Source organism: Helicobacter zhangjianzhongii (assembly GCF_030249855.1).
Classification (GTDB): Bacteria; Campylobacterota; Campylobacteria; order Campylobacterales; family Helicobacteraceae; genus Helicobacter_B; species Helicobacter_B zhangjianzhongii.
In genome coordinates this window covers 1-24,051 of sequence record NZ_JANURN010000013.1, presented here as the reverse complement: position 1 = coordinate 24,051, position 24,051 = coordinate 1, and the positions used below count along the sequence as shown (strand labels likewise).

The following is a 24,051-nucleotide window of genomic DNA, read 5'->3' as shown; positions in this document are numbered from 1 at the left end:
CCCCAGAGAGAGCTTCAAAGCCTAGAATCTCTAGCACTTCTTTTAGATTGTCTTGTGTAATCATTAAACCCCTTTGTCTTAAACAATATCAATATGTCTCAAGCAGTATCTATGCCAAATAGCAAGGATTCTAGCAGAATCCTTGTAGTCTCACCCCTCCAAGCTTCCCATATCAATCACATAGCGGAATTTTGCCTTGCCATTTGTAAGATTTGCATAAGCTGTGTCAATGTCTTTTATGCTAATGACTTCTACTTCTGGGTAGATTCCCTCTTTTACAGAAACATCAAGCATTTCTTGCGTCTCTTGTATGCCTCCAATGAGTGAGCCATACACCTTTTTCCCAGCACTAAAGACAAGACGCGTTACATCAATATGTGTCTTTAGCTCCACAGGCGGAAGCCCCACAATCGCCAGCTCTCCACCAAACTTCAGCAAATCCACATAGCTATTGACATCATAAGCGGTAGGAATGGTAGAGATGATAAAGTCAAATCGCTCCTTGCACTCACTCGTATTTGTGTAGAGAGCCTTTATCCCTAAATCTTTAGCCTCTTGTGCCTTAAGCGTATTTCGTGCAAATACACTCACTTCCGCGCCAAGATACAGGGCATATTTGACCGCCATAAGCCCAAGTCCGCCAAACCCAGCCACTGCGATCTTATCGCCTTTTTTGACCTTACTAAATTTCAATGGGCTATAAGTGGTGATACCTGCACAAAGCAGTGGGGCGACCTTGTCTAATGGGGCATTTTGCGGCACTTTGATCGCAAAGTTTTCACTCACAACGATATTATTTGAGTAGCCTCCATAGGTTGGGGCATTATCGTGGAAGCAATCAAGGCAATCATAGGTGAAAACCGCCTTGCCATTTTCGCAAAACTGCTCTTGACTTTGCTTGCACGCAGCACACTCCCCACAGGAATTCACCATACAGCCCACCCCCGCATAATCGCCGACTTTAAACTTACTCACGCTTTTACCCACAGCCACCACACGCCCAGCTATCTCGTGCCCGGGCACCATAGGGTAGATCCCCTCTTTCCACTCACTGCGGGCAGAATGTATATCGCTATGGCAGATTCCAGCATAGAGAATCTCAATCAAAATGTCATTCTCCCCCATTGCGTGGCGAGTGAAGCTAAAGGGCTTAAATGTGTCATCTTTATGAGCGACTGCATAGCCTTTGGCGGTGATTTTTTGCCCATTGTTGGCTTGGGCTAGATTGTCTTTTAAAAGCATTGTTGCTCCTTTTAGTGAAAGTTGGATTCTAGGCTAGAATCTAGCGCAGCATTATAAAGCCTAGCACCTAGTGTCTGTCAAGTATCGTTACAAATCTGCCCACATTGATACGAAATAGTAAATATCAAGTAAATATAAGGTAAAGCAGCTACAATTTACCCCCTATATCATCTAAAGGAGTTTTTATGCACGCTTTTGTAACAAAACCTACAAGCAAGATTCTAGCTGTAAGCACGATTGTAGCTAGTATGTTTAGCACTGCAAGCGCATTTGATATTAAATACAACGGCTGGCTTGAAGCATTTGGTAAAGGTGGCTTTAATAATCAAGCTATCGATGCAGACAAGGGTGTCTATCCCACAGATAGCTTTCTAAATGTCGTAGGTAGCCTTGGCTTTGATGGCAACTTGCTTCCCAAAGATACAGAAAATCAATCGCTCAAATATGGCTTTAATGTTACAGGTGGGTCGATGATTTTGGATTCTACGAGCAAGGGGTTTCCACTAGGACCAGATAGCGTGAATAACGAGTATGTAGGAAACTGGGCAGGGTATAATCAAAACCTAGGTCCAAAAGATGGCACAAATCGCCATCTCTATGTGGTCAATAATGCCTATCTTGATTATACTTATGGGGATTTTGATACAAGCCCTTTTAGCTTCCAATTCAAAGGCGGTCGCTATCTCTCAAGTGCTGAGTATATGAGCGGCTATACGCAAGGTTTTGAAGCGGCGATGAAGTTTAAATTTAGCGATTCTCAATCGCTCAAGCTTTGGTGGTATAGCTCTTATGGTAGGGCATTTGCCTTTGGTCAATGGCTGATTGACTTCTACTCGCCACAGGGCTATATGACTTCAGGCGGGCAGTTTGCCAACTACGGAATCCACGCGTTTAAAGCGATTTACAGCCTTGGTGGGCTTGACATCACGCCCTATATCTACTTCTCTCCTGGCACTTATACAGCTCCGGCATTCCGCGTAGAGTATGATACAAACAAGGGCTTTGATGGCACAGGCTTCCGCTCACGCACCTTTGCTAATATCTTGCTGCCAATTTATGGCGATGATACTTGGGTAGGCAAATATCGCTGGGGCTCCATAGTCGATAAATACACGCAAAGCTTGCTTATCCAGCAGCAATTTGACTACAACAACTACAACTTCGGGCTAGGCTTGTATAAAAACTTTGGGCACGCTAATGCTAGGATCGGGACTACTGGGAATCCTTGGATGATAGACTTCTGGACAGCTAGCTCCTATGACATCGGTCGAAGTATCAGCGATATGATTGGTAAAGATGCTATCACACCTTATCTTTTTGTCGGTGGGACACACTTTGCAAACAAGCTATGGTGGCAGATCCTTGGTCGCTGGACAGATGCAGAGCGTAGTCAAGAGCATAGTGTCGCACTCAACCTTAAATACCAAATCGATGAAAGATTATCAATCGGCGGGAAAATCGAATACTTCAGCGATACAACAAAAGCTGGCTACAAAGTAGGCTGGGCAAATGAGAGTGGCAGCAATGGTAATACTGCTCCGCAATCTGGCACACCTAAAAATGTCGCTGATAGAAGCCACGCATTTTTGTGGATACACTACGACATCTAAGTCAGTGTAACCACCCAGATCTGCATACCCTATATTCTACAAGCTAGATTCTGCTAGAATCTAGCTCCACTTACCCACTCTTGCTTTAAGGACTATGATTGAAAAAAATAGATTCTATGAATTTGGTGCCATTTATTGATATTATGCTAGTGCTTTTAGTGATCGTGCTTACAACGGCTTCTTTTGTCAATACCTCTAGAATCCAAGTCAATGTCCCTAAAGTGAGCGATGGCTCAAGCAAGCAAGACACACAGAGCAAGCCCATTACCATCGCTATTGATGAGCAGGGTCGCTACTATCTCAACGACAAGCCCCATACACTAGAATCCTTAAAAGAAGCGATCAAAAGCTATGATGAAAGCACCTCTGTCATCATCAATGGCGACTCCCAAAGCAACCTAAACGCCTTTGTGCAGATGATGGATATAATCCAAGCCCAAGGGCTAAAAGATCTCTATATAGTCGTAGAAGAAGAGTAGCCAAAGACTCGCCCTAGCCTAGAATCCACTTTTACTAATTTGACTACAAGCCTACACCTAAGGCAGCCAGACCCTCCCAACGATCCGCAAGCAAAGAGCAAGCCCAAAGCTCCTGCACCCCCCACAAACCCAGCTCCTAGAATCCACCCTGCTACACCTCAACGCTTTTTTGCAAATGCAAGTCAAAGCCACTTAGAGCATTGTAGCTTTTAGCAGTATTGACACAATGAGAGCTAAGAAGTGTGAAGTCTTTCACACCAAGCTGTTTTAGAATCTGTGCGCCGATGCCAAAGTCTTTCATATCGCCACAATTTTTTGCCGCACTGCCACTTGCAATTTTTGCCCCCATAGCTTTAGTGCTATCAAGGCACACAAGATAGCCACCTTGCTGCGAGAGTAGCTCTATGCTTTTTTGCAGGGCTTGCCACTCACTAGAATCTGTCAAAAGAGCAATATCACTGCTTGTGCTATGGAATCTAATGAGCGGAGTTTGAGCCTGCGGACCAAAGCTAAAGGCGATATGTTCATTATCTAAATGGTCTAAAAAGGTGATTTTCTCGCACTCTTGTGCCATAAACACCGCCTTTTCACGGCAAGTTTCACGCACGAGATTCTCAAAATTTAGGCGGTATTGAATGATGTCGCTGACATACAAAATCTTTAGATTATGAGTTTTAGCAAAATCAAGGAGGAATTTATCCCCCCTCCCTGCCATCGTGCCATCTTTTTTCATAATCTCACAAATTACGCTAATGGGCGCAAGCCCTGCAAGTCTGCAAATATCCACACTAGCCTCTGTATGCCCTGTGCGCACAAGTGTGCCTCCACTTTTAGCAATAAGGGGGAAAATATGCCCCGGACGCACAAAATCGCTAGGCTTTGCGTTGCTATCACACATTAGGCGGATTGTCAAATCTCTCTCATACGCAGAAATGCCTGTCTTTGCCTCTTTAGCGTCAATGGATATGGTGAAGGCGGTTTCGTGGTTGCTATCATTTCTTTGCACCATTGGAGGCAAGTCTAGCTTATGGGCTAGCTCTTGGGTGATAGATACGCAGATTAGCCCCCTTGCTTCTTGCGCCATAAAGTTGATTTTCTCTGGTGTAGAAAAGATTCCAGCCATTACCAAATCGCCCTCATTTTCTCTGTCTTCATCGTCCATTATGATGATCATCTCACCTTTTTTAATCGCTTCTATGGCATCTTTCATACGCGTTTGATACATTGAACTATCCTTGAAATTTATGTAAGCACGGATTATATACTAAAGATCCTAAACCCCAGCAATGCAAGCACAAAGGCTTGTAGCCTAGCTAGGCTCAAAATACAAAGACGCGGAATTCACACAATGGCGCGTATTTTTCTCTGTGAAGCCCTCTCCTACAAAAATATGCCCCAAATGCCCGCCACAATTAGCACATACAATCTCTGTGCGCCTGCCATCGCTATCTGGCTGTTTAGCCACAGCCCCTGCAATCTCATCATCAAAGCTAGCCCAGCCACAATGACTAGGGAATTTATCTTTAGCTTCATAGAGTTTAGCCCCACACTGCCTGCAGAGATAGACCCCTTCTTCAAAATGATCTGTATAAATCCCGCTAAATGGCGGCTCTGTGGCTTTATCGATGATGATCGCGCGCTCTTTCTCACTCAGTGGTGGCATAGGGGGCATACATATCCTTTAAAAAAAGTATCGGTAGCCTAAAAGCACCTTAAACATTCCGCCAAGTGGGGCATCTGCTCTTTGATCTGGTAGAGCTTGTGTGAGTCTAGCGACCCCACCCCCTAGCTCGAAGAATACCCCGTGCCCACTCTTGCTAATAAACTCGTGTCCAAGCCCACCGCTAATCTCCCAATAATACGGAGCTTTGGCAAAGCTACTTGTGCGTGTATTGACAAGCCCAAACCCAGCCCCCACAAACAAATACGGGCGAAAATATGGAAACCCTATGTAAGAGCTAATACTCCCTCCCCCAAATATCCCAAGCGATAGCTTCTCATAAAAGCCCAAAATATTTGTATCAAAGCTCTCTTCTTGCAGAAATTTTGCTGCTTTAGATTCTATGGATATGGTGTTGCGCAGCTGTAAAATCTGCCCTTGATACAGAGAGAATCCAAGCTCTAGCCCTCCGCCCATACTCGCCCCTGTGTTAGCATAAACCCCTAGAGCAAATCTACTTGAGCTATCCCACTCCCTAGCACTAAGCCCCACACTAGAGCCTATGGCAAGCATAAGCAATAGCCCTAGAATCTTTGCTATTTTTTGTGGCGTGTGCATTGCTTATCTCCTTGTGAGTATTGTGCGCATTATACATTCTTCAAGGGCGATAAGCTAGTATTGCGCATTATGATTATTGGGGATTGCTTATGCTGTGGCTTTTTGCTTTAACTTTGCTTTGCATTTATATCCGTCCTTTGAATTTGCCTTTGTGGGTGTATAGCTCTCTTGGGGCGGCTCTTTGTGTGGGATTTGGGTTTGTGAGTTTAAGCGATGTGGCGTTTGTGTGGGGTATGGTGTGGGATAGCACCTTTAGCCTTGTTGGGCTTATCATTTTTGCATTATCTTTAGAAAAGCTTGGATTTTTTGAAGTTTTAGCCCACTACACGCTAAGGCTTTCTACACATAGGCAAACTTTGCATTTGCAAACTTGGAAATTTTTTGTCTTTATAGGTGTGCTTGCAAGTGTGTTAGCGACATTTTTTTCTAATGATGGGGCGATTTTAATCCTAACGCCTCTAATCATCGCGCTTTTAACCCATATAGAAAATGTCAAATTCTCACGCTCTCCGCTTATCATCTTTTTACTATTTGTGGGATTTATGAGCGATTTTGCTTCAAATACATTCATCTTTTCAAATCTCACAAACATCATCACCGCAGATTTTTTTACAATCACATTTATAGATTTTGCCTTAGCTATGGCATTGCCGCAGCTTTTTGTGATCCTTGCTGCTTTTATTTTGTTTTGGATTCTATTTACACGCAAACTCCCAAAAACACTAGAGTTTAAAGTGCATACACAAGCTTTGCCAAAGCCTAGTATTACGCTATTTTGTTTTGCCTTAATCACACTTTTACTCTTTGGCATTATTGGCGGGGAGAAATTTGGCATTGCTCTTTGTGTTTTCACGCTAGGCGTGGCATTTTTAAGCACGCTGTGTGGAATCCTAACGCACAAAATCGCGCTTAAACAAATGCTCAAACTTGCCCCTTTAGGCATTGTAGCTTTTAGCTTAGGGCTATTTATCGTGGTATTTGGGCTAAATAATATGGGGCTTGTTGGGCTATTAGCTGAAGGGCTTAAGCATTTTGATACCCTGCCATTATTTGCACAAATCTTTAGCGTAGGTATATCTTCAAGTCTTGGCTCTAGTGTGATAAATAATTTGCCTATGGTTATGCTAGGGGATTTAGCACTAAAGGATTCTAGCAACGCACTTATTTTTGCCCATTTGCTAGGCTGCAATGTCGGGGCAAAGCTCACGCCCATTGGCTCACTAGCGACTTTGCTTTGGCTTTTTAGCCTTAAACGCTATGGGATTAGCATTAGCTTTTTACAATATATGCTCGTAGCTTTGCTTATCGTGCCTTTTGTGCTTTTTTTCGGGCTTTTGGGACTTTGGGTTTATGTGAAGATAGCGGGGATTTTTTTATAAGAGTTGCTACACCTAAGCGATAGCATAAGTGTAGCTAGAATCTAGTAATGCGAGTCTTGCGCGCATTACACTAGGGTATTATAGCTTGGAAGCGTTTTTAGCAAGATAGTCAGCTACACCTTGTGCGGTTGGCTTCATACCTTCTTGCCCTTTTTGCCAGCCTGCTGGGCATACTTCTCCGTGTTGTTGGAAGAAAAGCAGCGCATCAGCCATACGAAGCATTTCGTCCATATTGCGCCCAAGTGGGAGATCGTTGATCACAGCGTGGCGCACAACTTGGTCCTTATCGATCAAAAAGCTACCGCGCAATGCCACAGCACCATTGATAAGCACATCATAATCCCTAGAGATTTGCTTTGTAATATCAGATACCATAGGGAAGCTTACCTTGCCGATACCACCTTGCTCAACAGGCGTATTTCTCCACGCAAAATGCACCACATCAGAGTCGATTGATACACCAATGACATTGAAGCCTTTTTCTTGGAAATCTTTCACGCGGTGATCCATAGCGAGAATCTCACTTGGACAAACAAAGGTAAAATCTTTGGGCCAGAAGAATACAACCGCGCCATTTTTACCGAGATTTTTACTTAGCTCAAAATTTTCTACAATTTGTCCATCGGCTAAAACTGCTGGGGCTACAAAGTCTGGGGCTTTTCTTGTTACTAACATAACAAACTCCTATGTAAAATGAATTTGATAATAATCAAGAATTATTATCGTTTGGCATTGTAGCTAGCAATGGTTAATAATTATCGTAGTCTATGGAGAAATCCCCTACTAGAATCCTAAAATGCCACTTTTAGCCTAGAGTTTGCGAATTTCTGCTACCATTATGGACTTAATTATTTAATATTTTGTGTATGTTTTTTTGCGTAAATGGCGGTTGCCAACGCCTATTTTTTAGATAAAGGAGATCGGTATGGATTCTAGTCATCTTTTTCTTATTGATGTAGCTTATACGGCGGATTTGGCTGTGATAGAAGCACATCTAGCAGAGCATAGATCCTATCTTGCCAAAGGCTATGAAGCAGGGTTTCTACTCGCTTCTGGTCCTAAAACCCCTCGCACAGGCGGTATGATCATCGGGCGTTTTGCCTCAAGGGAAGACGCACAAGCCTTTGCCGCTAATGACCCATTTGCCCTAAAGTACATAGCACAGCACACAATAGTTGAGTTTGATCCCGTGCTACACGCCCAAGAGATCGCGACATTTTTGACAAAGTAGGCAAATATGAATGACATAATCCACTTCATCGTAGATACAGTTGGTGCGCTTGGGTATGTAGGCGTATTTTGTATGATGTTTTTAGAATCCAGTTTTTTCCCTTTTCCATCAGAGGTGGTGATGATCCCAGCAGGCTATCTTGTGTATAAAGGCTCTATGGATATGAGCTTGGCACTTTTGGCTGGGGCAGCAGGCAGCCTTGCAGGAGCGGTGTTTAACTATGTCTTGGCACTATATTTTGGGCGTGCATTTGTGGTGCGATTTGGGAAGTATGTGTTTTTTAGCGAGCAGACGATGGCAAAAATGGAGGGCTACTTCTCGCGGCACGGAGAGATTAGCACATTTTTAGGGCGTTTGATCCCGGGCGTTCGGCAGTATATCTCTCTGCCCGCTGGCTTGGCAAAGATGAATCTCTGGAAATTTAGCATTTATACAACACTTGGTGCGCTTATTTGGATCACCATTTTAGCGGTGTTTGGCTACTATGTGGGCGAAGTGTTTGGCGATGATTTGAGTGCAAGCGGGATTGCCAATGTCCTAATCGATAAAGCCACGACTTTTGATATTAGAAAGTCCTTACACCTAATCGTGCTATCCACCCTTGGAGCAGTCGCAGTGATCGCTCTAGTATATATCCTATGGTATAGGAGAAAGCGCAAAAATGCCTAGCCACCCTAGAGTCTCTGCACCCCAGCTTGTCATAGCCCTAGATCTCCCAAATCTAGAGGAAAATCTCGCGCTAGCACGCATTATCTATGATAATCCAAAGCGCGAAAACATCTGGCTCAAAGTGGGCTTACGCGCCTTTATCCGTGATGGTGCAAAAGGCATTGAGAAGATCAAGAAGACAAGCGGGGCAAAAATATTTCTAGACCTTAAGCTCTATGATATTCCCAACACAATGGCAGATGCAGCCAAAGAATGCGCACATTTAGGCATAGATATGATGACAATCCACGCAAGCGCGGGGCTAGAGGGTATGCGTGCGGTTATGCAAAGTATCGCTACAAATGCGCCAAATATGAAAGTAATGGCAGTAAGCGCGCTAACAAGCTTTGATGATGAGAGCTTTTATGCAGTGTATGGGAAAAAAGTGGATTCTGGGGTGCGGGATTTAAGCGCACTTGCAAGCCAAGCAGGCGTGAGCGGTATAGTCTGCTCTGTGCTAGAATCTCGCGCGATCAAAGCCACACATAGCAATCTACTTACCCTAACCCCTGGGATCCGCCCCCAAAGCCAAGCAAAGCCAGATGATCAAAAGCGCACTGCCACAATCGCGCAAGCCGTGCAGGCACAAGCAGATTTTCTTGTCATCGGTCGCCCTATTTACACCGCGCAAGATCCGCAAGCTGCCATAGAATCTGCTCTTATGCAAATAGATAGTGCCTACACAGCACAAGGCTTATGATGAATGCCCCCATTTTGCGCACCAAAAACGAGCTACTAGCATTTATCAACAAGCTAGATTCTAGGCAAGATCTAGGGCTTGTGCCGACTATGGGGGCATTACACAATGGACATAAATCCCTAATCCAAGCCAGCATACAAGATAATCCCCACACCATTGTCTCAATTTTTGTCAATCCTACGCAATTTGCCCCTAATGAAGATCTCTCCACCTATCCTAGAAGCCTAGAGCAAGATTACGCGCTTTGCGATGAGCTTGGGGTGAGCGCGGTATTTGCCCCAAGTGTGGAGGAGATGTATCCTAGCGCGCAAGGGGCAGGTGCTTTGTGTGATAGCGCGCTAGATGAAGTGCGCTTACTACCGCCAAAGTCTATGGGCTATGTGCTAGAGGGCTTTGCGCGTCCTACGCATTTTGCCGGTGTGTTGCAAGTGGTGCTAAAGCTCTTTATGCTTACCCGCGCTAATAACGCCTATTTTGGGCAAAAGGACGCCCAGCAGCTCCTGCTTATCAAGCGTATGGTGCGCGATTTATGCCTGCCTATTTGCATACACGGCTGCCCCATTGTGCGCGATGAGTTTGGGCTAGCCCTTAGCTCGCGCAATGCGTATTTGAGCGATGAAGAGCGCGTGCAGGCATTGCGCCTACATCAAGCACTAGAATCTATCAAGCAAGCCTACAATCAGGGCATAACAGCCGCTAAAGAGCTGCAAAACATAGGCATAAAAGTGCTAAATAATATGGATATAGAATATCTTGAAATCATCGATGAGAATCTAGCTCTTATAGAGGATTTGCGCCAAGGTGGTGGGGCGTGCATTGTCGTGCTAGTCGTAAGAGTCGGGCGCGTGAGACTGCTAGATAATCTCTGGCTAGAGCCCAACTAGAATCCACTTTTAGAATCCATTTGTAAGGAGTTTGGCAATTATGAAAAAAGTCTTTTCTGTGATATGTGGGGTAAGTCTTTTAGCGCAGGTGGCTTTGGGATTTGAGAGCATTGATGAAGCCTTGAAAAATGGCGTGAGCAAGGGCGATGTGATTTTATATGGGAATTATGTGGGCTTGCAAAAAGGCGGTGCTACGACCATAGGCGATGAGTCTTTGGGACTTGCGCATTATGCCTACTTGGGGAATCTAGGCTATCTTATGGGCAATGTAGGGCTAAGCTATACTTCTGGATTCTATAAAAATTTTCGCGCTTCTATCGGCTTTCGCGCGGTGGCGTCATTTTATGATGCACATACCGGATTTTTCCCCCCCACTGGTGGTAAAGGCGATACCAAGGCAGATTTTTTCAACCACAACCAAGCCGCCATCGCAGAATCCTTTATCGAGTATTTTGATGGCGATACAAGCCTAAAAACAGGGCGCATAGCCATCGCAAATGATTGGGTCAATGTCCTTAGCGATGGTGTCTGGCTACGCAATCGCTCCTTTGAAAAGCTCTTGCTTGAAGCATTTTGGGTCAATGATTTTGGACGCATTGATTACTATCAAATGACTAGATTCTACCGCCCTACCAAAATCGGGCTTTATCACACAGGCTTAAAATACTATATCCTAAATGATGCCCTAAGTGCTAGGATCTACACCTACTTCGCACCGCCGATTTTCACAGCTATTGGCGGTAGGATCGATGGCAAAATCTCATTTTTGGACTTTGACTTGAAGGGCAATGTAGGCTATGCATATAGTATCGAGCATAAAAACTCTCTCCCCACAAGCGATCTCATCAACGCCGGCAAAGATGGCAACGCCTTGTATGCGCAAGCATCTTTTGGACTGCCCAATGTCTTTGACATAGCAGTAGGCTATATCCACACAGGCAAAGAAGCCGGCTGGGGGAGTCTGGCGATTATGGGCAATAGCATTGATCCGTTTTTCATCTGGGGCGGCAGAGTGCTAAAAACACAGCCAAATGTCAATCTCATCTATGCCAAACTTGCCACGAAAGTTGAGCGGTTTAACTTCCTTATCACCTATGGGGCGAGCTTCTATGACTATGTCTCTAGCACCAAAATCACTAAAGCTAATCAAAATGAGCTAAATCTCGCTATGGAAATAGGCTTCACGCGCAATGTCATAGGTGTAATCAATGTGCTAAACACGCATTTAGATTCTCTAGGCGTGCCGACTATGACGCAGGTAAATGGCGGCTTGCGGCTGACATTTTAGCCCCCAAGAATCGCATAGCTAGTGATCGCTTGAGTAAGCTAGAGTTATAGTAAAATATCGTGGTTTTATTAGGAGTGCAAATGCGTAATTTTGTGTATTTGGGACTTTGGATTCTAGGATTTTCTTCTCTTCAAGCAGCACTTTTACCAGATTTCACGCTAGATGACATAAGCAATGCCCCACACAGCAGCAAAAAAGCCAAGCCTAGCCCAACCACCCTAGATCAGCCAAAAAGCCCCCTAGAATCCAATCTCCCCACGCCAGCAGACAAGGCACGCAACACGGCAGAAGAAGTTACATTTGAGCAGGCATACGCCTTGCTTTTAGAAACAAGCGATGCCATAAAGGCGCAGGATCTAAGCGTAGATCGCGCTAAAAAGCTTGCCCTAGGGGCAAAGCTTAGCTTTCTCCCAGAGATCAATGCAAGCGTGTTTTATACGCATTTAGATAGAAAGATCCAAGAGCAGCTTCCTATGGATACTAGCTCTATCCCGCCAGCTTTGTCCCAGCAGTTCGCGCCCTTGCTTAGTGCGCTGAATCAGCCCATTGTCTTGCTTGATCAAAATATCATCATAGGCGCGCTTACAATGATCTATCCACTCTACACAGGTGGAGCTAGGATACAGGGTAGTAAAATCGCCGCCATAGCCCACAAAGACGCCAAAGAAGCCCTAAGGCTTAAAAAGCTATCAAGCTTTGAAGAGCTAGCAAATGTGTATTATGGCGCAGTGCTAGCAGAAAATCTTGCCCAAGTGCTTGCACAAAGTAGCCAAGCGACCAAGCAGCACTATGCAAATGCCCTAGCCTTAGAAAAAAGCGGGCAAATCGCACGCGTAGAAGTGCTAGCCGCACAAGTCGCACACGATAAAAGCCTAAATGCCCTAAGCCAAGCGCAAAATGCCGCGACAATCGCCTCTCTCACGCTAAACTCCACGCTCTCAAGCCAGAATCTAGCCCCGATAGATACACTAAAGCTAGTAGAAAAGCCTCTCCCACCAGAATCCATATTTATACAAAAAACCCTAGCAAGCTATCCAGTGCTAACTTCACTTGACCTAAAAGTCCAAAGCGCAAAAGAGGCTAAAACCCTAGCCCTAGCTCCCTTCCTCCCGCAGATTGTGGGCTTTGGGGCGGTGTATGCTAATAATGCCAATCACGCGCTTATTATGCGTGCTATCCCCACTTGGCATATCGGTGTCGCGGCAAATCTCTCACTCATCACCCCAAAGGCTAGGATCCAGCACTATCAAGCCGCCAAGCTCACCCAGCTTGAGATGCAATCCCTTGCCAATCAAGCGCGCAAAGACATCACACTCCTTGTGAAAAACACCTACAAGCAAGCCCTATACGCCCAAGAAGAATACAAAAGCAGAAGTTCTTCTATCAATCTCGCCAAAGAGAATCTAAAGCTCCAAGAAAATGCCTTCAAGCAAGGGCTTGCTACAAGTATGCAAGTAATCGATGCGCAAAATGCCCTGCAAAATGCCCTTATCGAGCAGCAAACTTCCGCGTATAAGGCTATCATCGCACTTGCTAGGCTCTTTGCACTAAGCGATGATATAGAGGGCTTTTATCCATATAGGCAGTAGCTAGAATCCACTCATTCACTAACGACACGCCTTAGCACAAAAGTGGATTCTAGGGGGTTTGATTAAAGGGGCGATTTTGGGGGGTTGGGGGCTGGCTTTTGGGGTGATATGCTCGCGTGTGTAGCTTAGTTTTGGCACACTTTGGCACAATCTGGCACAGCTTTCAAATAACACGACCTAACGATCGGCGCAAATTGTAGCGCAAAATCGCGCCATTTTTGCAAACTTTTTGCAAATCTTGCAATCCCCCTTACTAAAGCCCTTACCAAAGCCCACGCCCCTTGCTACGCTAGCCAAATCTAGCACGCGCGACCCAAGCTCTCCCTAGAATCCGCGCCCAAGCAACGCCCAACGCCCAAGCTATAAAAACACGATTCTATCCCTTGCCCTTGCCCTTGCCCACTCGCTTTGCACGCCCTAGATCCACCCGCACCACCATAGCCTAAAGATAAACCGCCCTAGCGATTTGCATTTTTGCATTTTGCACTCGCTCCAATTTTCACGCGATGCCGCGCAATTTACCACCAAAATCACCCCCTTTAAATACTAAAGGCTTCTATCCTTTCTCCCAAGCAAGCTCGCTCGCCTTGCTCTCTTGTGTGGGGGGGTGTGGCTTTGGCGTGTGGCGTAAAATGTGGTGTAAAAATGTGGGCGTGTGAGTGGTGTGGCACGGCGGTGTGGATCGCTAGGCAAGTGTAAAATGTGGCTTTGGACTCTAGGGTTTGGCTCTGTGGGTGGGTAGAATCATCGGCGTGGCTTTAAGCTTTTGGGCTAGAATCCACTTTTGGCTCTGTGTGGTGGTGGTTTGGTGTGTATGGATCGCCACGCCTTGCAGAGCAAGGCTCGCGATGACAGAGAAACAAAAAACGCCCCAAATCCAAACACGCCGCAGGATTCTAGGATTTTGCGATGATTTTGGGGGTTTTCTAAAGAAACATCGGCTTGCGCCGAGCGGTGTCCTTGTTTTTAAGCCGCGGGTGCAGGGATTTTACTCGGCGTAAATGAGCAAGCCCGCGCCGTAGAATCCACCAAAAGCGCGCAAAAGCCGAATCCTTTGTAGCCTACTCCTCTCCCTTGCTACTTAGTCCTAAGCTCTCTATCTTATCAAGCTTGTTTTCTATGTCCTTTTCTATCTCTTTGTTTATGTTCTCATACTCTTTGTTTAGACTTCGCTCTTTGTAGGGGGCAATCTCTATCTTGCCTGCCCCACCTCTCATATCCTTTTTCACGCTTGATAGACTATTTTTCATCACTTCTAGGATATAGTCTCTATCCCAATTTGTGTAGCGGGCAAGGGAGTCTATGTAGCTCTCTTGCAGTCTCTCATACTTCAGCCATAGCTCTACATTCTTTGCCACGCTTACTACAAGTAGTAGTATAAACACCGCGCGGAATATCTTATACCCTAAGCTTAAGCCTCCGCGCTTTTCTAAGTCTTGTGTGAAATCTGCCTTAGCCTTGTCCATTGTGTTTATCCTTTTTGGTATATTTAGAATCCACTTCATCAGTAGTCCTTGCACCTTTTAAAGCGATTAGCCTTTGCACTATCTCTATCGCCCTATCCACGCCAAAGAAGCCTACCGCACAAGCAATAGCAACTTTCGCAAGATAAGGTATATCAGTAGCACTAAGTATCCCATACATCACGATTGTGATAAATGCACTTGTGATGATTGATTTAAACGCATAAAACTTCGTGGGCTGCTCTGTCTTATCGCTGAAAAATGCTACCAATCCACTGCATAGCCCTATGATAAACACAGGCACAAGCTCTAGGTAAGCGGGTAAATTTGGGAACAACTCTACTAAATAATCCATTGTATCATCTCCACTATCTCTGCTACGACAAGGCACAGCCCTATGCTCACTGCTCCCCAAAAGATTTTATGCAGTGTTTTATACAGCTTTATAAGCTTCTTATCCCTAGTGGTCTCACTCTCGCAGTAGTATCGCCCTATGAGCCACCAGCGGAAAAGAAACTTATATGACCTTAGCTTTTTTCTTGCATTATCTCTTAGCCCTTGCTCTTTATAAAGGTATCGCACAAACACCCCTACACTTATCACAAATGCCAGCACAAACACTATCAGTAAATACCCTTGCAAGCTCATTGCCCATCTCCTTTGCAAAATTCTAAATCTCTCTCTAGTAGCTCGGTGTATTTCAGTATCTCTGCGACATCTTCACTGACACTAGATTCCTTGCTAGGCATAGGCTTTGGTATATCCTTTGTCTTGCATTTTGTAGGGATATACACGGCTTCCTTTGTGGTGGTGCAGGCTGAAAGGAGTAGAGCCATTAAGATTATGGGCGTTGTCTTTTTGATGGATTCGGCTTTTTGCGATAAAGCAGGGAGTTTGTGGCTCGCGGCGTCGATAGACGCTCGAGTCTTATCTCCTTGCTCGTCACTGCACAACCCTGCTTTCTCATCAAAAATCCTAGAATCCTGCGCCGTGTTTAGATTTGGGGCTTTTCCCCTAGAATCCGCTTTTCTGTCATCGCGAGCCGACTTGTCGGCGTGGCAATCCATACTAGAATCCGCTTTTTCTAAAGAAACTGCGTTTTGACTCTCCGCCCTTTTTCTATCGCGGCAGGATTTTTGAGATAAAAACGCCGCTTTTCGAGCCGCGCAAGGAGATAAGGCTCTGTGCCTATCGACGCAGTGCGGCGATGAAATCGGTGTTTTTAGCCAAAAAGCTAACGCGTCGCTTTTCATTGTGTCTCCTTTGTTAGATTTGGACTACCTTAGCCCTTGTGGCGTTGGTGGTTCGTATGCTTTGCTGTGGCTGTTTAGCACTTCATCGCTGGGCATTACATTGCACACTTTAAAATCGCAAGGGCTTAAAACTACTTCGCCTTGCTCTTTGTGTGCGGCGGAGCAGTTAAACTCTTTATCGCAATGCTTATAAGTCGCTAGCGTGTGGATAAAAAAGCCGATTAAAAAAAAGGTAGCAAATGCCACTACCACTAGCCCTAAGTCTTGTAAATGCTTCATTGCTTGCCCTTTGCCTTGTCTTTGCTCTGTGCTTGCTTATCGCGCATTTTTTCTAGCATTTTTATAATGCGCTTGTTGGTAGTCTTTAGTGGCTTGCTCATTGAATCTCTTTTACTTCTAGTCTAAAGTTTTCGATTCCGTGCTTGCTCACTAAATCATAAAAGTCTTTTACCGCTTGCGTGCTTGCGCCGATTGTGCCGTTGCCATTATCGATTTGCCCTAGTAGCAAACAGCCCTCGGTGTCTTGTGGATAATTGCCGATATGGATGTGAATTCTCCGCCCTTTGTGGCTCGCTAGCTCATCGGTGTAGGTGCTAATACATTTGGGCTTATACTCTTTAGGCAGACTCACGCTTGATTCTGTCCAGTAAAGCTGGTAGGTGCGTGCTACTATGCGTTTATCTTGGTTTGGTGTGTCGGTGCTTGGGCCTCCATTTTCGCAAGTAACGCAAGCAAAGATAATCTCTCCGCTCTCGTTCTCCACGATTAGCTCACCGATTGTGCTTGGCTCTGTTTTATATACTCGCCCTGTTTTAGCGTTTGGTGGTTTTTCCACGCTGGCGTATTCTTTTTTGCGTTGTAGTGTGATTGTTAGCATATAAGCTCCTTTTCTCTTTTGGCGTTGGCTTTGCCGCACTTTTGGTGGATTCTACGGCGCGGGCTTGCTCATTTACGCCGAGTAAAATCCCTGCGCCCGCGCCTTGAAAACCCCCAAAATCATCGGCAAATCCTGACGCCTTTGTGCGTGGGTAGAAAACGCGATTTCTTGCGCTTCTCGTTTTTCCTAGAATGTGCTTTCTGTCATCGCGAGACACTGCGCTAGCAGTGGTGTGGCGATCCATAAACAAACGCGATTTTTCCTAGAATCCACTTTTTATAAAAGGGGTAAAGCTAGGCGATATTTTGGGGCTTATGCTTTGATAAAAGGCGTGATAAACGCCCTTTTTTCACGGCTAGCATTTGTGATCGCCCTTAGCTTATCGCACTCTTTTTCATACAGCTTGGTGTAGAAGCCCACGCGATCAAGGTTGCTAGCATTGGTCTCTATCTCAAGCACGATCACCAAAGCCCCCAGCACCAAAGCCCTGTGATAGAGCGGGTCTAGGATCACTTCTCTTTCGTTTGTGTCGGTGTTTGCCCAGATCTCTAGCACGCCACTAGTAAAGGGAGCGATCGTGTAAGCCCTAGGATTTAGAGCTATAAGCGTGGGGGAGCTTGGCGGGTGCTTTAGGGCTTGGGTGTAGCTTTTTAGATCGCACGCCTTGCCGTTAAATTTTGCGTGGATTATCTCTAGCACGGGGGCTTCTAGCTCTAGGGTGCTATCTCTCTCCCCTAGCTCTTGCCTAAAATGCCCTATATTTGTGCAAAGCTCATAGATGATCTTGCTTTGGGCTTGCAAGATCACATCGCCTAGCTCTGTATCGTTGAAGCTTAGTCGCTCGTAGTCTGTGTCTCGAAGGCGGGAGCGGAGTTGTAGAAGTATGGTTTGCATTTCTATCCTTTCACTTGTAGCCTTTATAAATTGCGTAACCTCGCACGCTCGCATAGATCATATATGCTTTTACTCTACTAAACGCCCTTGTCTCTATCATCGCTTCTAAAAATACTTTATCCGCAAAAGCCCTAGAGACTCTGCCAGCGTGAAACTCTACGCATAGATAGTCGTGCAGCACCGCGCATTTTAGCCCTTTGCCAAAGCGCGGTAGCACAAAGTCTGCCCCAAAGTTGCTAAATCCATCTGTGTGAAAGCCCCTTGGCACTTTGATCGCGCTTTGATCATCTGCGCTACTTCCTTTGCGATAGTAGTAGAAGCCTTGCAGTAGTGTTAGGCTCTTACCATCGTTGCTAAATCGCACTTCAATAGGCTCGGTAAATCTCTGTAAATTATCCATACTCTCTCCTTAGAGTGTAAAAAGTCTTTTTTCCCTACGATAGAAGCATAGCCCTTTGAGTGGGTAGGCTATGTGAGCCTTCTTGCAGTAGGCTTTGATCTTATGCTTTATCGCATTCAAAACTTTGCTAAAGAGATTAAAGCAGCTTGCCCTTTTTATATATCCATAGTAGCTAAAGATCCTTGCAAACTCTTTTGCCCCTACGCGTTTTAGTTTTGCTAGATCTTTTATGCGCTTTGCCGTGGCTTTTCTCACGCGAGCAAAGCTTTCAAAGCTCACCACCCCCAAAAAGTCTAGCCCCACCTGCATAGGTCTTAGGCACACTTTATGCGCTTGTAGCCTTAGATCTTGCAAAGCTCTTTTAATATTCCCAAAGCTTCTCCACAAGCTTCTCTTACTATCGCTAAACAGCACTATATCATCAGCATATCGCACAAGCTTTACGCCCTTTGTATGTGCTCTGTCAATGTCTCTTAGATATACATTGCCAAAAAGCGCACTTAGATAGCTCCCTAGATCTAGACCCCTTTGATTTGCCCCTAGCACTTTAGTGATAAGCGTAAGTGTCCTAGCACACGAGATGTTCCTAGCGATTTGCTTTTGTAAGATTACTAGATTGATATGCGCGTAGAATTTGGCTATATCGCATTTGAGATAGTATCGATACACTTTGGCATAAGCCTTCACGCGCTTTAGTCCATAATCCACCCCCCGCCCCTTGATACACGCGCAAGTCTGTGTGCTAAGAGTCTTTAGCAGTAAAGGCTCTATGATATTTGCTAGGGCGTGGTGGATTATTTGATTAGGATAAAAGGGTGAGATCGCTAGCTCTCGTATCTTGCCATTTTCTAGGCGCGAGCGCTTCGTGGTAGGCTCTAGTAGTTTAAGATCTTTGCCCATAAGCTTATCTTGCACCTTTTTGGCATAAAGCTCGCGATCTTTTAGCACTCTTTGCACGCTAGCTCGTTTTAGCTTGCCGCGGCTTGCTCTGGTGATAGCTAGCTGGATATTTTCTAAGCTTATGATCTTTTCATAAAGGTGTTTATGTGTTTTTATGGTAGATCCTTTGTTTCTATTCTCCCCATAATTTTCACGCCTTTGGCGTTACTAATCATTGCGCGGGGCTTTCCTTTGTTCAAGCGTTGGAGGGCGTTGCCGCCGTTCTGTCATCGCGAGCCGATGAAATCGGCGTGGCGATCCATATCCGCATTTATCGCTTGGGCTACTAGGGGGTTGTGCTAGATCCACTTTCTGTCATCGCGAGCCACTCCCCCCACTCTGTCATCGCGAGCCTTGCTTTGCTTCGGTCGCTTCGCTCCCTCGCAATGACAAAAGGCGTTTTTGTGGATTCTAACGCTGCTGGATTCTAGTCGCACGGCGTTTCCTAGAATCCACTTTTTTTGTGTAAAAGGATTCTAAGATTTGCGGTGGGGCTGTGGTTGCTTTGCGCAAATTTTGGGGCAGAGCTAGACTTGGGGTCTGCGGTTGTCCCAAAATTTGCGCAATCAATCGCATCGCCTACCCAAAGCTGAATCCATAAGAAAAAGGGCGGGAGCCGATGTTCCAATTGCGATCCCCCAGCTCGTTGTTACCATTCCAAGCAAACAAGCCGGCGTGCGCGGAGTTGTTCAGGCTGCCGCCTCCCCCTAGCAGCCGGGTCCTAGCGCGGGCTTCTCTCTCAAGCGTCGCTCCCCAAATACTTTAGCTGCTTTTTTAGCTTTTCACACTCTCGTGGGCGCGATCTTTTATAAAGATCGCGCGGCTTTTAGGGTGTCTTTTTGAAACAAGGGCGGGAGCCGACGTACCAACTGCGAACCCCCAGCTCGTCGTGACCATTCCAAGCAAACAAGCCGGCGTGCGCGGAGTCGTGCAGGCTGCCGCCGATGAGACAAAGCCGTAGCCCATCTGCGATCCAGCCCCCATCAGTAGTGCCATTAGTGCTAGTGCCTCCATCTGTGGCTTTGGGGATCATCGTGCCTGCGTGGGTGCGCTTGACTTGAGAGCCGCGAGTGATATTGACGATATGACCGGTATTTGTGTAGCCATTGCTAGAAGTCTCATCGCTATAAGCTTGCTCGTGGGTAGTTAGATAGACTAGCTTATTATTCAAATATATCCCATCGACAAACTCCCAGACATTCCCAGCAGGATTGCAGATACCACGATAGATAAACATCTTTGCCCTTTTATCACCCCCGCTTACAGGGATACTCATAGTCTTATCCCCCGTGGCAAAGCTTATAGCTTCATAGAGATAGCTTGTGTTGTTCGCGCTTGAATTCCAGCTATAGATCGCCCACTTGCTCTGATCTGTGCTTTTGCTATCTGCCGTGCTTCCTAGATAGCCTCTCTCTATACTATATAAAAAGGCTAGGGCTTCTCGCTCGTGGTGGTTTTGTATCTTCATATCTTTGTGAAACTGCTGCGTTTGGCTTCTAAAGCTAGGGCGGTCAATCTCTGTGGTAGGCTTGGGATTACTACTTAGAAAGAAGCTTCCTTGCATACCCCCTAGGCTCACGCTCTCCCAGCTCCCTAGATAAAATCCCTCTACCTTCACGCTAGAGATCACGCCATTTTTATCCACACCCCTTCCGCTTAAATTTGTATAGCCTTGATAGCCATAGGCGTTGAGATCAAAGCTAAAGGGACTTAGACTGCAAAGCTTTAGCAAATATTCTTGGCTATTGTATGCAAACTCTATGTCGATTATATGATGCTCTGGGATCTTGCTGACACACTGCCAAAGCGCGCTATCTTTATACTTTTGCATAGCTTGGTGGGATAGGTCGGCATCTTGCGGGATAGACTCTAGCGTGCCGTCATTTTTCAAAGCGTAGCGTTTGATGTGTGAGTGGGGCATATCCACGCGGTCAAAAAATTTGGTCACAGGATCATCGTTTGACTTTTCATTTAAGCGATCTTGCACTTTATCTAGCCAGAGGTTGTCTTCAGCGGTGCCGGTGTTTATACGGCGGGATTTATTCGTATCGATATTTTCGATAAAGCCCGCAAACACGCTAGCTTTTACCTTCACGCTTATGGGCTTACTCCACTCACTCACGGCTCCTGTGGGGCTTATCGCGCGTGCTTTTATGCTAGCACTTGTATCACTGCTTGCATTTGTCGCTGTAAGGGTGTAGCTCCCAGCTTCTAGGTCTTTGGTCTTTGTGGCAGCTAGATTTGAGAGCAGTAGCTCATAGGTAAGGTTGCTTCCGTGCGTGTCGCTATGGCTTGGGCTTATCTCTAGCTCGCCGCTTGCGTTTTTTAGCAGCTCTTTGTGGCTAAATCTTATGCTAGGCACGCTAGGTGGATTCTCCCCTAGGGTTTGGGTGTATTTGGTTAGGATATAGAGATCCCTTGCTTCTTGGGCAGTTTTTTGTAGCTCTTTAGCCTTTTTTAGCAAGGCGGCTCGCGTGTCTTGCACTCTCTCTAGCCTATCGGTGTTTAGCTCATAAAAGCTCTTTATGATATAGCCCAAAGCTTCTGCATTTTTAGCCGCTTGGGCTAGCTCTTTTAGCTTATCTAGCGTGGCTTGGCGGTGGGCGATATTTGTCGCGCTCTCTGGCGTGCTTAGATCTTGGGTGGATTCTTGCTCGCTTGGGCTTGCAGTATCTTGGCTTTCTTCATCTGGGTGCTTTGGCACGCTGTGTGTTGGCTCTTCATCACTATTTAGCTCGCTATCTACTTGTCTCTCTAGCATTTCTTCTCGTGGGCGTAGCTCTCTCATCGTGTCGCTCATTTGCTCTCCTTGTGTGGATTCTTGGATTTGATTTTTCATTGACTCTCCTTAGGCTTGCTCTTCATAAGTTTGCACATCATCTTGGGCATTTTCTTGATCAGCTTTTGGACTAAAGATGATCGCCTCTAACTCTTTTGCATTTTGCGCTTTGGCTATGGCGTCCTCGCACTTCTGGCGCGATCCTGTAAGCGTGGCAGAAAGTGTGCTAAAGATTTGGGCTTTTTCTAGGATCTTTGCTACTAGCTCTGTCTTTTCCACGCCCCTTGCTTTGGCAAGGCTATCGATGTAGGGGGTTTGGGCTTCTTGGCTAGTTTGATACGCCTTTGCCTCGCTCTCTTGGGTAGCCCAGCTTTGTATCTCGGCTTGCGGCGTGGCTTGGGTGATAAGATCTAGGGCTTCTTGGTAGCTTGCATTGATCTGTGCTAGCTTGATCGCTTTAAGCGTGGGGAGATCTAGCGGCGTTAGAGTCGCTGTGTGAAACATCGCTTGCAGGATCGCGCTATCAGTTGCTGCTTGATTGATATAAAGCGCGCTTGCATAGCGGTAGCTTGGTGGGGTCTTTGCTTCTTGGCTAGTTTTGGGGGCTTCTTGCATTCCTAAGAATACATTCACCCTCCCACTCGCACTATCTCTAAAGGCTAAAGGCTGATTGCTTGTCTGTAAAAATACCATTTGTGGCTCCTTTATAAAAGATTGGTCCCTAGCTCGCTATCAGCTAGGTTTTGGCTTTGGCTGCTTGGCTTAAGCCCTTGCAGCAGGGCATTTATCTCTTGCAGGGCTTTGGTCTTATCGGTGTTTATAGACTCTAGGGCTATGGCTTTTTTGGCTTCTAGCTCTACTTTTGTTTGATTGCCTAGCTCTGCTAGCTGTGTCTCTAGCTCGCTCTTTTTCTCTTGCAGGGCTTGCAGGGCTTGATCTTTGGCGCGTTTTATGGCATTTAGTGCTTCTTGGCTGCCCGATCCGCTAATGTCCCCCCCAGCATTTTGGATGATCTCTTGTAGCTCTGCTTTTAGCTCATCTTTGTAGGTCTCTAGCTCTCCCTTGATCGCCTGCCCCTTTGTCTCTAGGGCTTGCTTGGTCTCTTGGGCTTTGTCTTGCACGCTAGATTCTATCTCTGCGATCTTTTGGGCTAGCTCTTGGCTCTTTTGCGTAAGTGTGCTTTCAAACTCTGCTAGCTTTTTTGTAAGATCCCCTAGCTTTGTATCTAGTAGCGCGATATACTCATCCTTTTTGCTTTCAAGCTCTCTTTCATAGCCCTCCTTATCGCTTAAAAGCTCCGTGCGCATTTCATTTAGCAGGGTTTGGCTTAGGTTTGTTACCTCTTGCTTTAAAGCCTCTGCTAGCTTTATCTGCGCTTCTAGCTCTGCGCTTAAGCTCATAAGCTCTGCTAGCTTATGATCAAGCTCATTTAATGCTCTCAAAGCTTCTTTAACCTGCTCTAGATCTAGCTTGGTGCTATCGCTTAAGCTTTTAGCTTCATCTAGCATAGTCTCTACTAGTTTATAGATCGCTAGGCTTTGGGTGTGCTGCGTGGCTAGGGACTGCAAGGCTTGGTTTATGTAGCTAGTGATTGCTTGTAAGTTTGCATTCAGCTCTGCCCACTGCTTGGAGCTTAGGCTTATGCTTTGGGCGTGGTATTTGTAGAATCGAAACAAATCGCTAGAGATATTGAGCAGCTCGGCTATGCCTTGCAAGGTGTAGTGGGTGGATTCTATCACGCCGGCATTATTCTTGATCGCTTCTGCGACTTCTTGCTTGAAGGCTTCTAGCTTTTTCTCATCGGTTTGATCAAGCTCAGGGGCTAGGGGGTCATCGCCTAGGTTTGGGGCTTCTGGCAAAAGCGGCGGCGTGGGCGTTGGCTTTGCCGCGCTTGGTGCGGATTCAGCTTGCGGGCTAGAATCTGTCGCGGGCGTGCTTGGCGCGGCTTCTTGGGCTAGCTCGCTAGAATCCGCGCTAGAATCCACTTTTTGCGCAGTGACTTGGCTGCTCTCTTTGGTGGATTCTAGGCTTTGGCTGTTTTCTTGGGCTTCTAGGTTT

Annotated in this window: 30 protein-coding genes; 10 read left to right on the top strand and 20 right to left on the bottom strand. The window is 45.9% G+C overall.

What is annotated here, in order from left to right; genetic code table 11:
* Nucleotides 1-150: 150 nt before the first annotated feature.
* A complete protein-coding gene (locus NYG90_RS10115) occupies nt 151-1,242 on the bottom strand; it encodes an NAD(P)-dependent alcohol dehydrogenase (RefSeq protein WP_285257373.1) in 1,092 nt (363 codons plus the stop codon).
* Between the two features lie 185 nt (nt 1,243-1,427).
* Between NYG90_RS10115 and NYG90_RS10110 the strand changes: the two genes are divergently transcribed.
* Nucleotides 1,428-2,852 carry an outer membrane family protein gene (locus NYG90_RS10110; protein WP_285257372.1) on the top strand — a complete coding sequence of 475 codons (1,425 nt, stop codon included), beginning with the start codon at nt 1,428-1,430 and terminating at the stop codon, nt 2,850-2,852.
* Between the two features lie 98 nt (nt 2,853-2,950).
* The gene (locus NYG90_RS10105) at nt 2,951-3,331 is read left to right on the top strand and encodes an ExbD/TolR family protein (RefSeq protein ID WP_115010670.1); all 381 of its coding nucleotides are present in this window, start codon (nt 2,951-2,953) and stop codon (nt 3,329-3,331) included.
* A gap of 151 nt (nt 3,332-3,482) precedes the next feature.
* On the opposite strand, the gene NYG90_RS10100 is transcribed toward NYG90_RS10105, so the two are convergent.
* The 3 genes from NYG90_RS10100 to NYG90_RS10090 form a co-directional block, all read right to left on the bottom strand.
* A complete protein-coding gene (locus NYG90_RS10100; RefSeq protein ID WP_285257371.1) occupies nt 3,483-4,556 on the bottom strand; it encodes a bifunctional 3,4-dihydroxy-2-butanone 4-phosphate synthase/GTP cyclohydrolase II in 1,074 nt (357 codons plus the stop codon).
* An 84-nt stretch (nt 4,557-4,640) separates the two neighbouring features.
* A complete protein-coding gene (locus tag NYG90_RS10095; protein ID WP_115012249.1) occupies nt 4,641-4,994 on the bottom strand; it encodes a methionine-R-sulfoxide reductase in 354 nt (117 codons plus the stop codon).
* Between the two features lie 18 nt (nt 4,995-5,012).
* Nucleotides 5,013-5,609, bottom strand: a complete 597-nt coding sequence (locus NYG90_RS10090; protein WP_285265021.1) for a hypothetical protein — start codon at nt 5,607-5,609, stop codon at nt 5,013-5,015.
* Between the two features lie 89 nt (nt 5,610-5,698).
* Between NYG90_RS10090 and NYG90_RS10085 the strand changes: the two genes are divergently transcribed.
* Nucleotides 5,699-6,988 (top strand): arsenic transporter, encoded by a 1,290-nt coding sequence (locus NYG90_RS10085; protein WP_285257369.1) that lies wholly within the window; start codon nt 5,699-5,701, stop codon nt 6,986-6,988.
* A 78-nt stretch (nt 6,989-7,066) separates the two neighbouring features.
* On the opposite strand, the gene NYG90_RS10080 is transcribed toward NYG90_RS10085, so the two are convergent.
* A complete protein-coding gene (locus NYG90_RS10080; RefSeq protein WP_115010674.1) occupies nt 7,067-7,663 on the bottom strand; it encodes a peroxiredoxin in 597 nt (198 codons plus the stop codon).
* Between the two features lie 250 nt (nt 7,664-7,913).
* Between NYG90_RS10080 and NYG90_RS10075 the strand changes: the two genes are divergently transcribed.
* From NYG90_RS10075 to NYG90_RS10045, 7 genes are all read left to right on the top strand, one after another.
* Entirely contained in the window at nt 7,914-8,219 is a 306-nt protein-coding gene (locus NYG90_RS10075; protein WP_285257368.1) for a YciI family protein, read from the top strand.
* Between the two features lie 6 nt (nt 8,220-8,225).
* Nucleotides 8,226-8,888: a DedA family protein gene (locus tag NYG90_RS10070; RefSeq protein ID WP_115010676.1), complete on the top strand. Its 663-nt coding sequence runs from the start codon at nt 8,226-8,228 to the stop codon at nt 8,886-8,888.
* A complete protein-coding gene (gene pyrF, locus NYG90_RS10065; RefSeq protein ID WP_285265020.1) occupies nt 8,881-9,627 on the top strand; it encodes an orotidine-5'-phosphate decarboxylase in 747 nt (248 codons plus the stop codon). Before NYG90_RS10070 ends, pyrF begins: the two co-directional genes overlap by 8 nt.
* A complete protein-coding gene (gene panC, locus NYG90_RS10060; protein ID WP_434062743.1) occupies nt 9,624-10,511 on the top strand; it encodes a pantoate--beta-alanine ligase in 888 nt (295 codons plus the stop codon). The genes pyrF and panC overlap by 4 nt, the downstream gene beginning before the upstream one ends.
* A gap of 40 nt (nt 10,512-10,551) precedes the next feature.
* Entirely contained in the window at nt 10,552-11,799 is a 1,248-nt protein-coding gene (locus NYG90_RS10055) for an Opr family porin (RefSeq protein ID WP_115010679.1), read from the top strand.
* Nucleotides 11,800-11,879: 80 nt separating this feature from the next.
* Nucleotides 11,880-13,388 (top strand): TolC family protein, encoded by a 1,509-nt coding sequence (locus tag NYG90_RS10050; RefSeq protein WP_285257365.1) that lies wholly within the window; start codon nt 11,880-11,882, stop codon nt 13,386-13,388.
* 722 nt (nt 13,389-14,110) lie between these two features.
* Nucleotides 14,111-14,389 (top strand): hypothetical protein, encoded by a 279-nt coding sequence (locus NYG90_RS10045; RefSeq protein WP_285265019.1) that lies wholly within the window; start codon nt 14,111-14,113, stop codon nt 14,387-14,389.
* A gap of 60 nt (nt 14,390-14,449) precedes the next feature.
* On the opposite strand, the gene NYG90_RS10040 is transcribed toward NYG90_RS10045, so the two are convergent.
* The 15 genes from NYG90_RS10040 to NYG90_RS09970 all read right to left on the bottom strand — a co-directional run.
* Nucleotides 14,450-14,854 (bottom strand): hypothetical protein, encoded by a 405-nt coding sequence (locus NYG90_RS10040; protein WP_285265018.1) that lies wholly within the window; start codon nt 14,852-14,854, stop codon nt 14,450-14,452.
* On the bottom strand, nt 14,841-15,206 hold the full coding sequence (locus NYG90_RS10035; RefSeq protein ID WP_285257361.1) for a phage holin family protein: 366 nt from the start codon (nt 15,204-15,206) through the stop codon (nt 14,841-14,843). The genes NYG90_RS10040 and NYG90_RS10035 overlap by 14 nt, the downstream gene beginning before the upstream one ends.
* Nucleotides 15,194-15,499, bottom strand: a complete 306-nt coding sequence (locus tag NYG90_RS10030) for a hypothetical protein (RefSeq protein ID WP_285265017.1) — start codon at nt 15,497-15,499, stop codon at nt 15,194-15,196. Before NYG90_RS10030 ends, NYG90_RS10035 begins: the two co-directional genes overlap by 13 nt.
* Nucleotides 15,496-16,104, bottom strand: coding sequence for a hypothetical protein (locus NYG90_RS10025; protein WP_285257359.1), 609 nt, complete (start codon nt 16,102-16,104; stop codon nt 15,496-15,498). The genes NYG90_RS10030 and NYG90_RS10025 overlap by 4 nt, the downstream gene beginning before the upstream one ends.
* 24 nt (nt 16,105-16,128) lie before the next feature.
* The gene (locus tag NYG90_RS10020; protein ID WP_285265016.1) at nt 16,129-16,383 is read right to left on the bottom strand and encodes a hypothetical protein; all 255 of its coding nucleotides are present in this window, start codon (nt 16,381-16,383) and stop codon (nt 16,129-16,131) included.
* A gap of 97 nt (nt 16,384-16,480) precedes the next feature.
* Nucleotides 16,481-16,981 (bottom strand): DUF5675 family protein, encoded by a 501-nt coding sequence (locus tag NYG90_RS10015; protein WP_285265015.1) that lies wholly within the window; start codon nt 16,979-16,981, stop codon nt 16,481-16,483.
* Nucleotides 16,917-17,225 carry a hypothetical protein gene (locus NYG90_RS10010; RefSeq protein ID WP_285265014.1) on the bottom strand — a complete coding sequence of 103 codons (309 nt, stop codon included), beginning with the start codon at nt 17,223-17,225 and terminating at the stop codon, nt 16,917-16,919. Before NYG90_RS10010 ends, NYG90_RS10015 begins: the two co-directional genes overlap by 65 nt.
* 68 nt (nt 17,226-17,293) lie before the next feature.
* Nucleotides 17,294-17,875, bottom strand: coding sequence for a hypothetical protein (locus NYG90_RS10005; RefSeq protein ID WP_285257355.1), 582 nt, complete (start codon nt 17,873-17,875; stop codon nt 17,294-17,296).
* A 10-nt stretch (nt 17,876-17,885) separates the two neighbouring features.
* Nucleotides 17,886-18,275, bottom strand: a complete 390-nt coding sequence (locus tag NYG90_RS10000; RefSeq protein WP_285265013.1) for a DUF1353 domain-containing protein — start codon at nt 18,273-18,275, stop codon at nt 17,886-17,888.
* Nucleotides 18,276-18,284: 9 nt separating this feature from the next.
* Nucleotides 18,285-19,232 (bottom strand): reverse transcriptase domain-containing protein, encoded by a 948-nt coding sequence (locus NYG90_RS09995; protein WP_285265012.1) that lies wholly within the window; start codon nt 19,230-19,232, stop codon nt 18,285-18,287.
* Between the two features lie 281 nt (nt 19,233-19,513).
* On the bottom strand, nt 19,514-19,651 hold the full coding sequence (locus tag NYG90_RS09990; RefSeq protein ID WP_285265011.1) for a hypothetical protein: 138 nt from the start codon (nt 19,649-19,651) through the stop codon (nt 19,514-19,516).
* Entirely contained in the window at nt 19,626-19,790 is a 165-nt protein-coding gene (locus tag NYG90_RS09985) for a hypothetical protein (RefSeq protein WP_285257351.1), read from the bottom strand. The genes NYG90_RS09990 and NYG90_RS09985 overlap by 26 nt, the downstream gene beginning before the upstream one ends.
* A 250-nt stretch (nt 19,791-20,040) precedes the next feature.
* Entirely contained in the window at nt 20,041-22,053 is a 2,013-nt protein-coding gene (locus NYG90_RS09980) for a hypothetical protein (RefSeq protein WP_285265010.1), read from the bottom strand.
* Nucleotides 22,054-22,062: 9 nt separating this feature from the next.
* The gene (locus NYG90_RS09975; protein WP_285265009.1) at nt 22,063-22,686 is read right to left on the bottom strand and encodes an HI_1402-related protein; all 624 of its coding nucleotides are present in this window, start codon (nt 22,684-22,686) and stop codon (nt 22,063-22,065) included.
* 11 nt (nt 22,687-22,697) lie between these two features.
* The coding region (locus NYG90_RS09970) for a coiled-coil domain-containing protein (RefSeq protein WP_285265008.1) at nt 22,698-24,051 on the bottom strand (1,354 nt) is incomplete at its 5' end.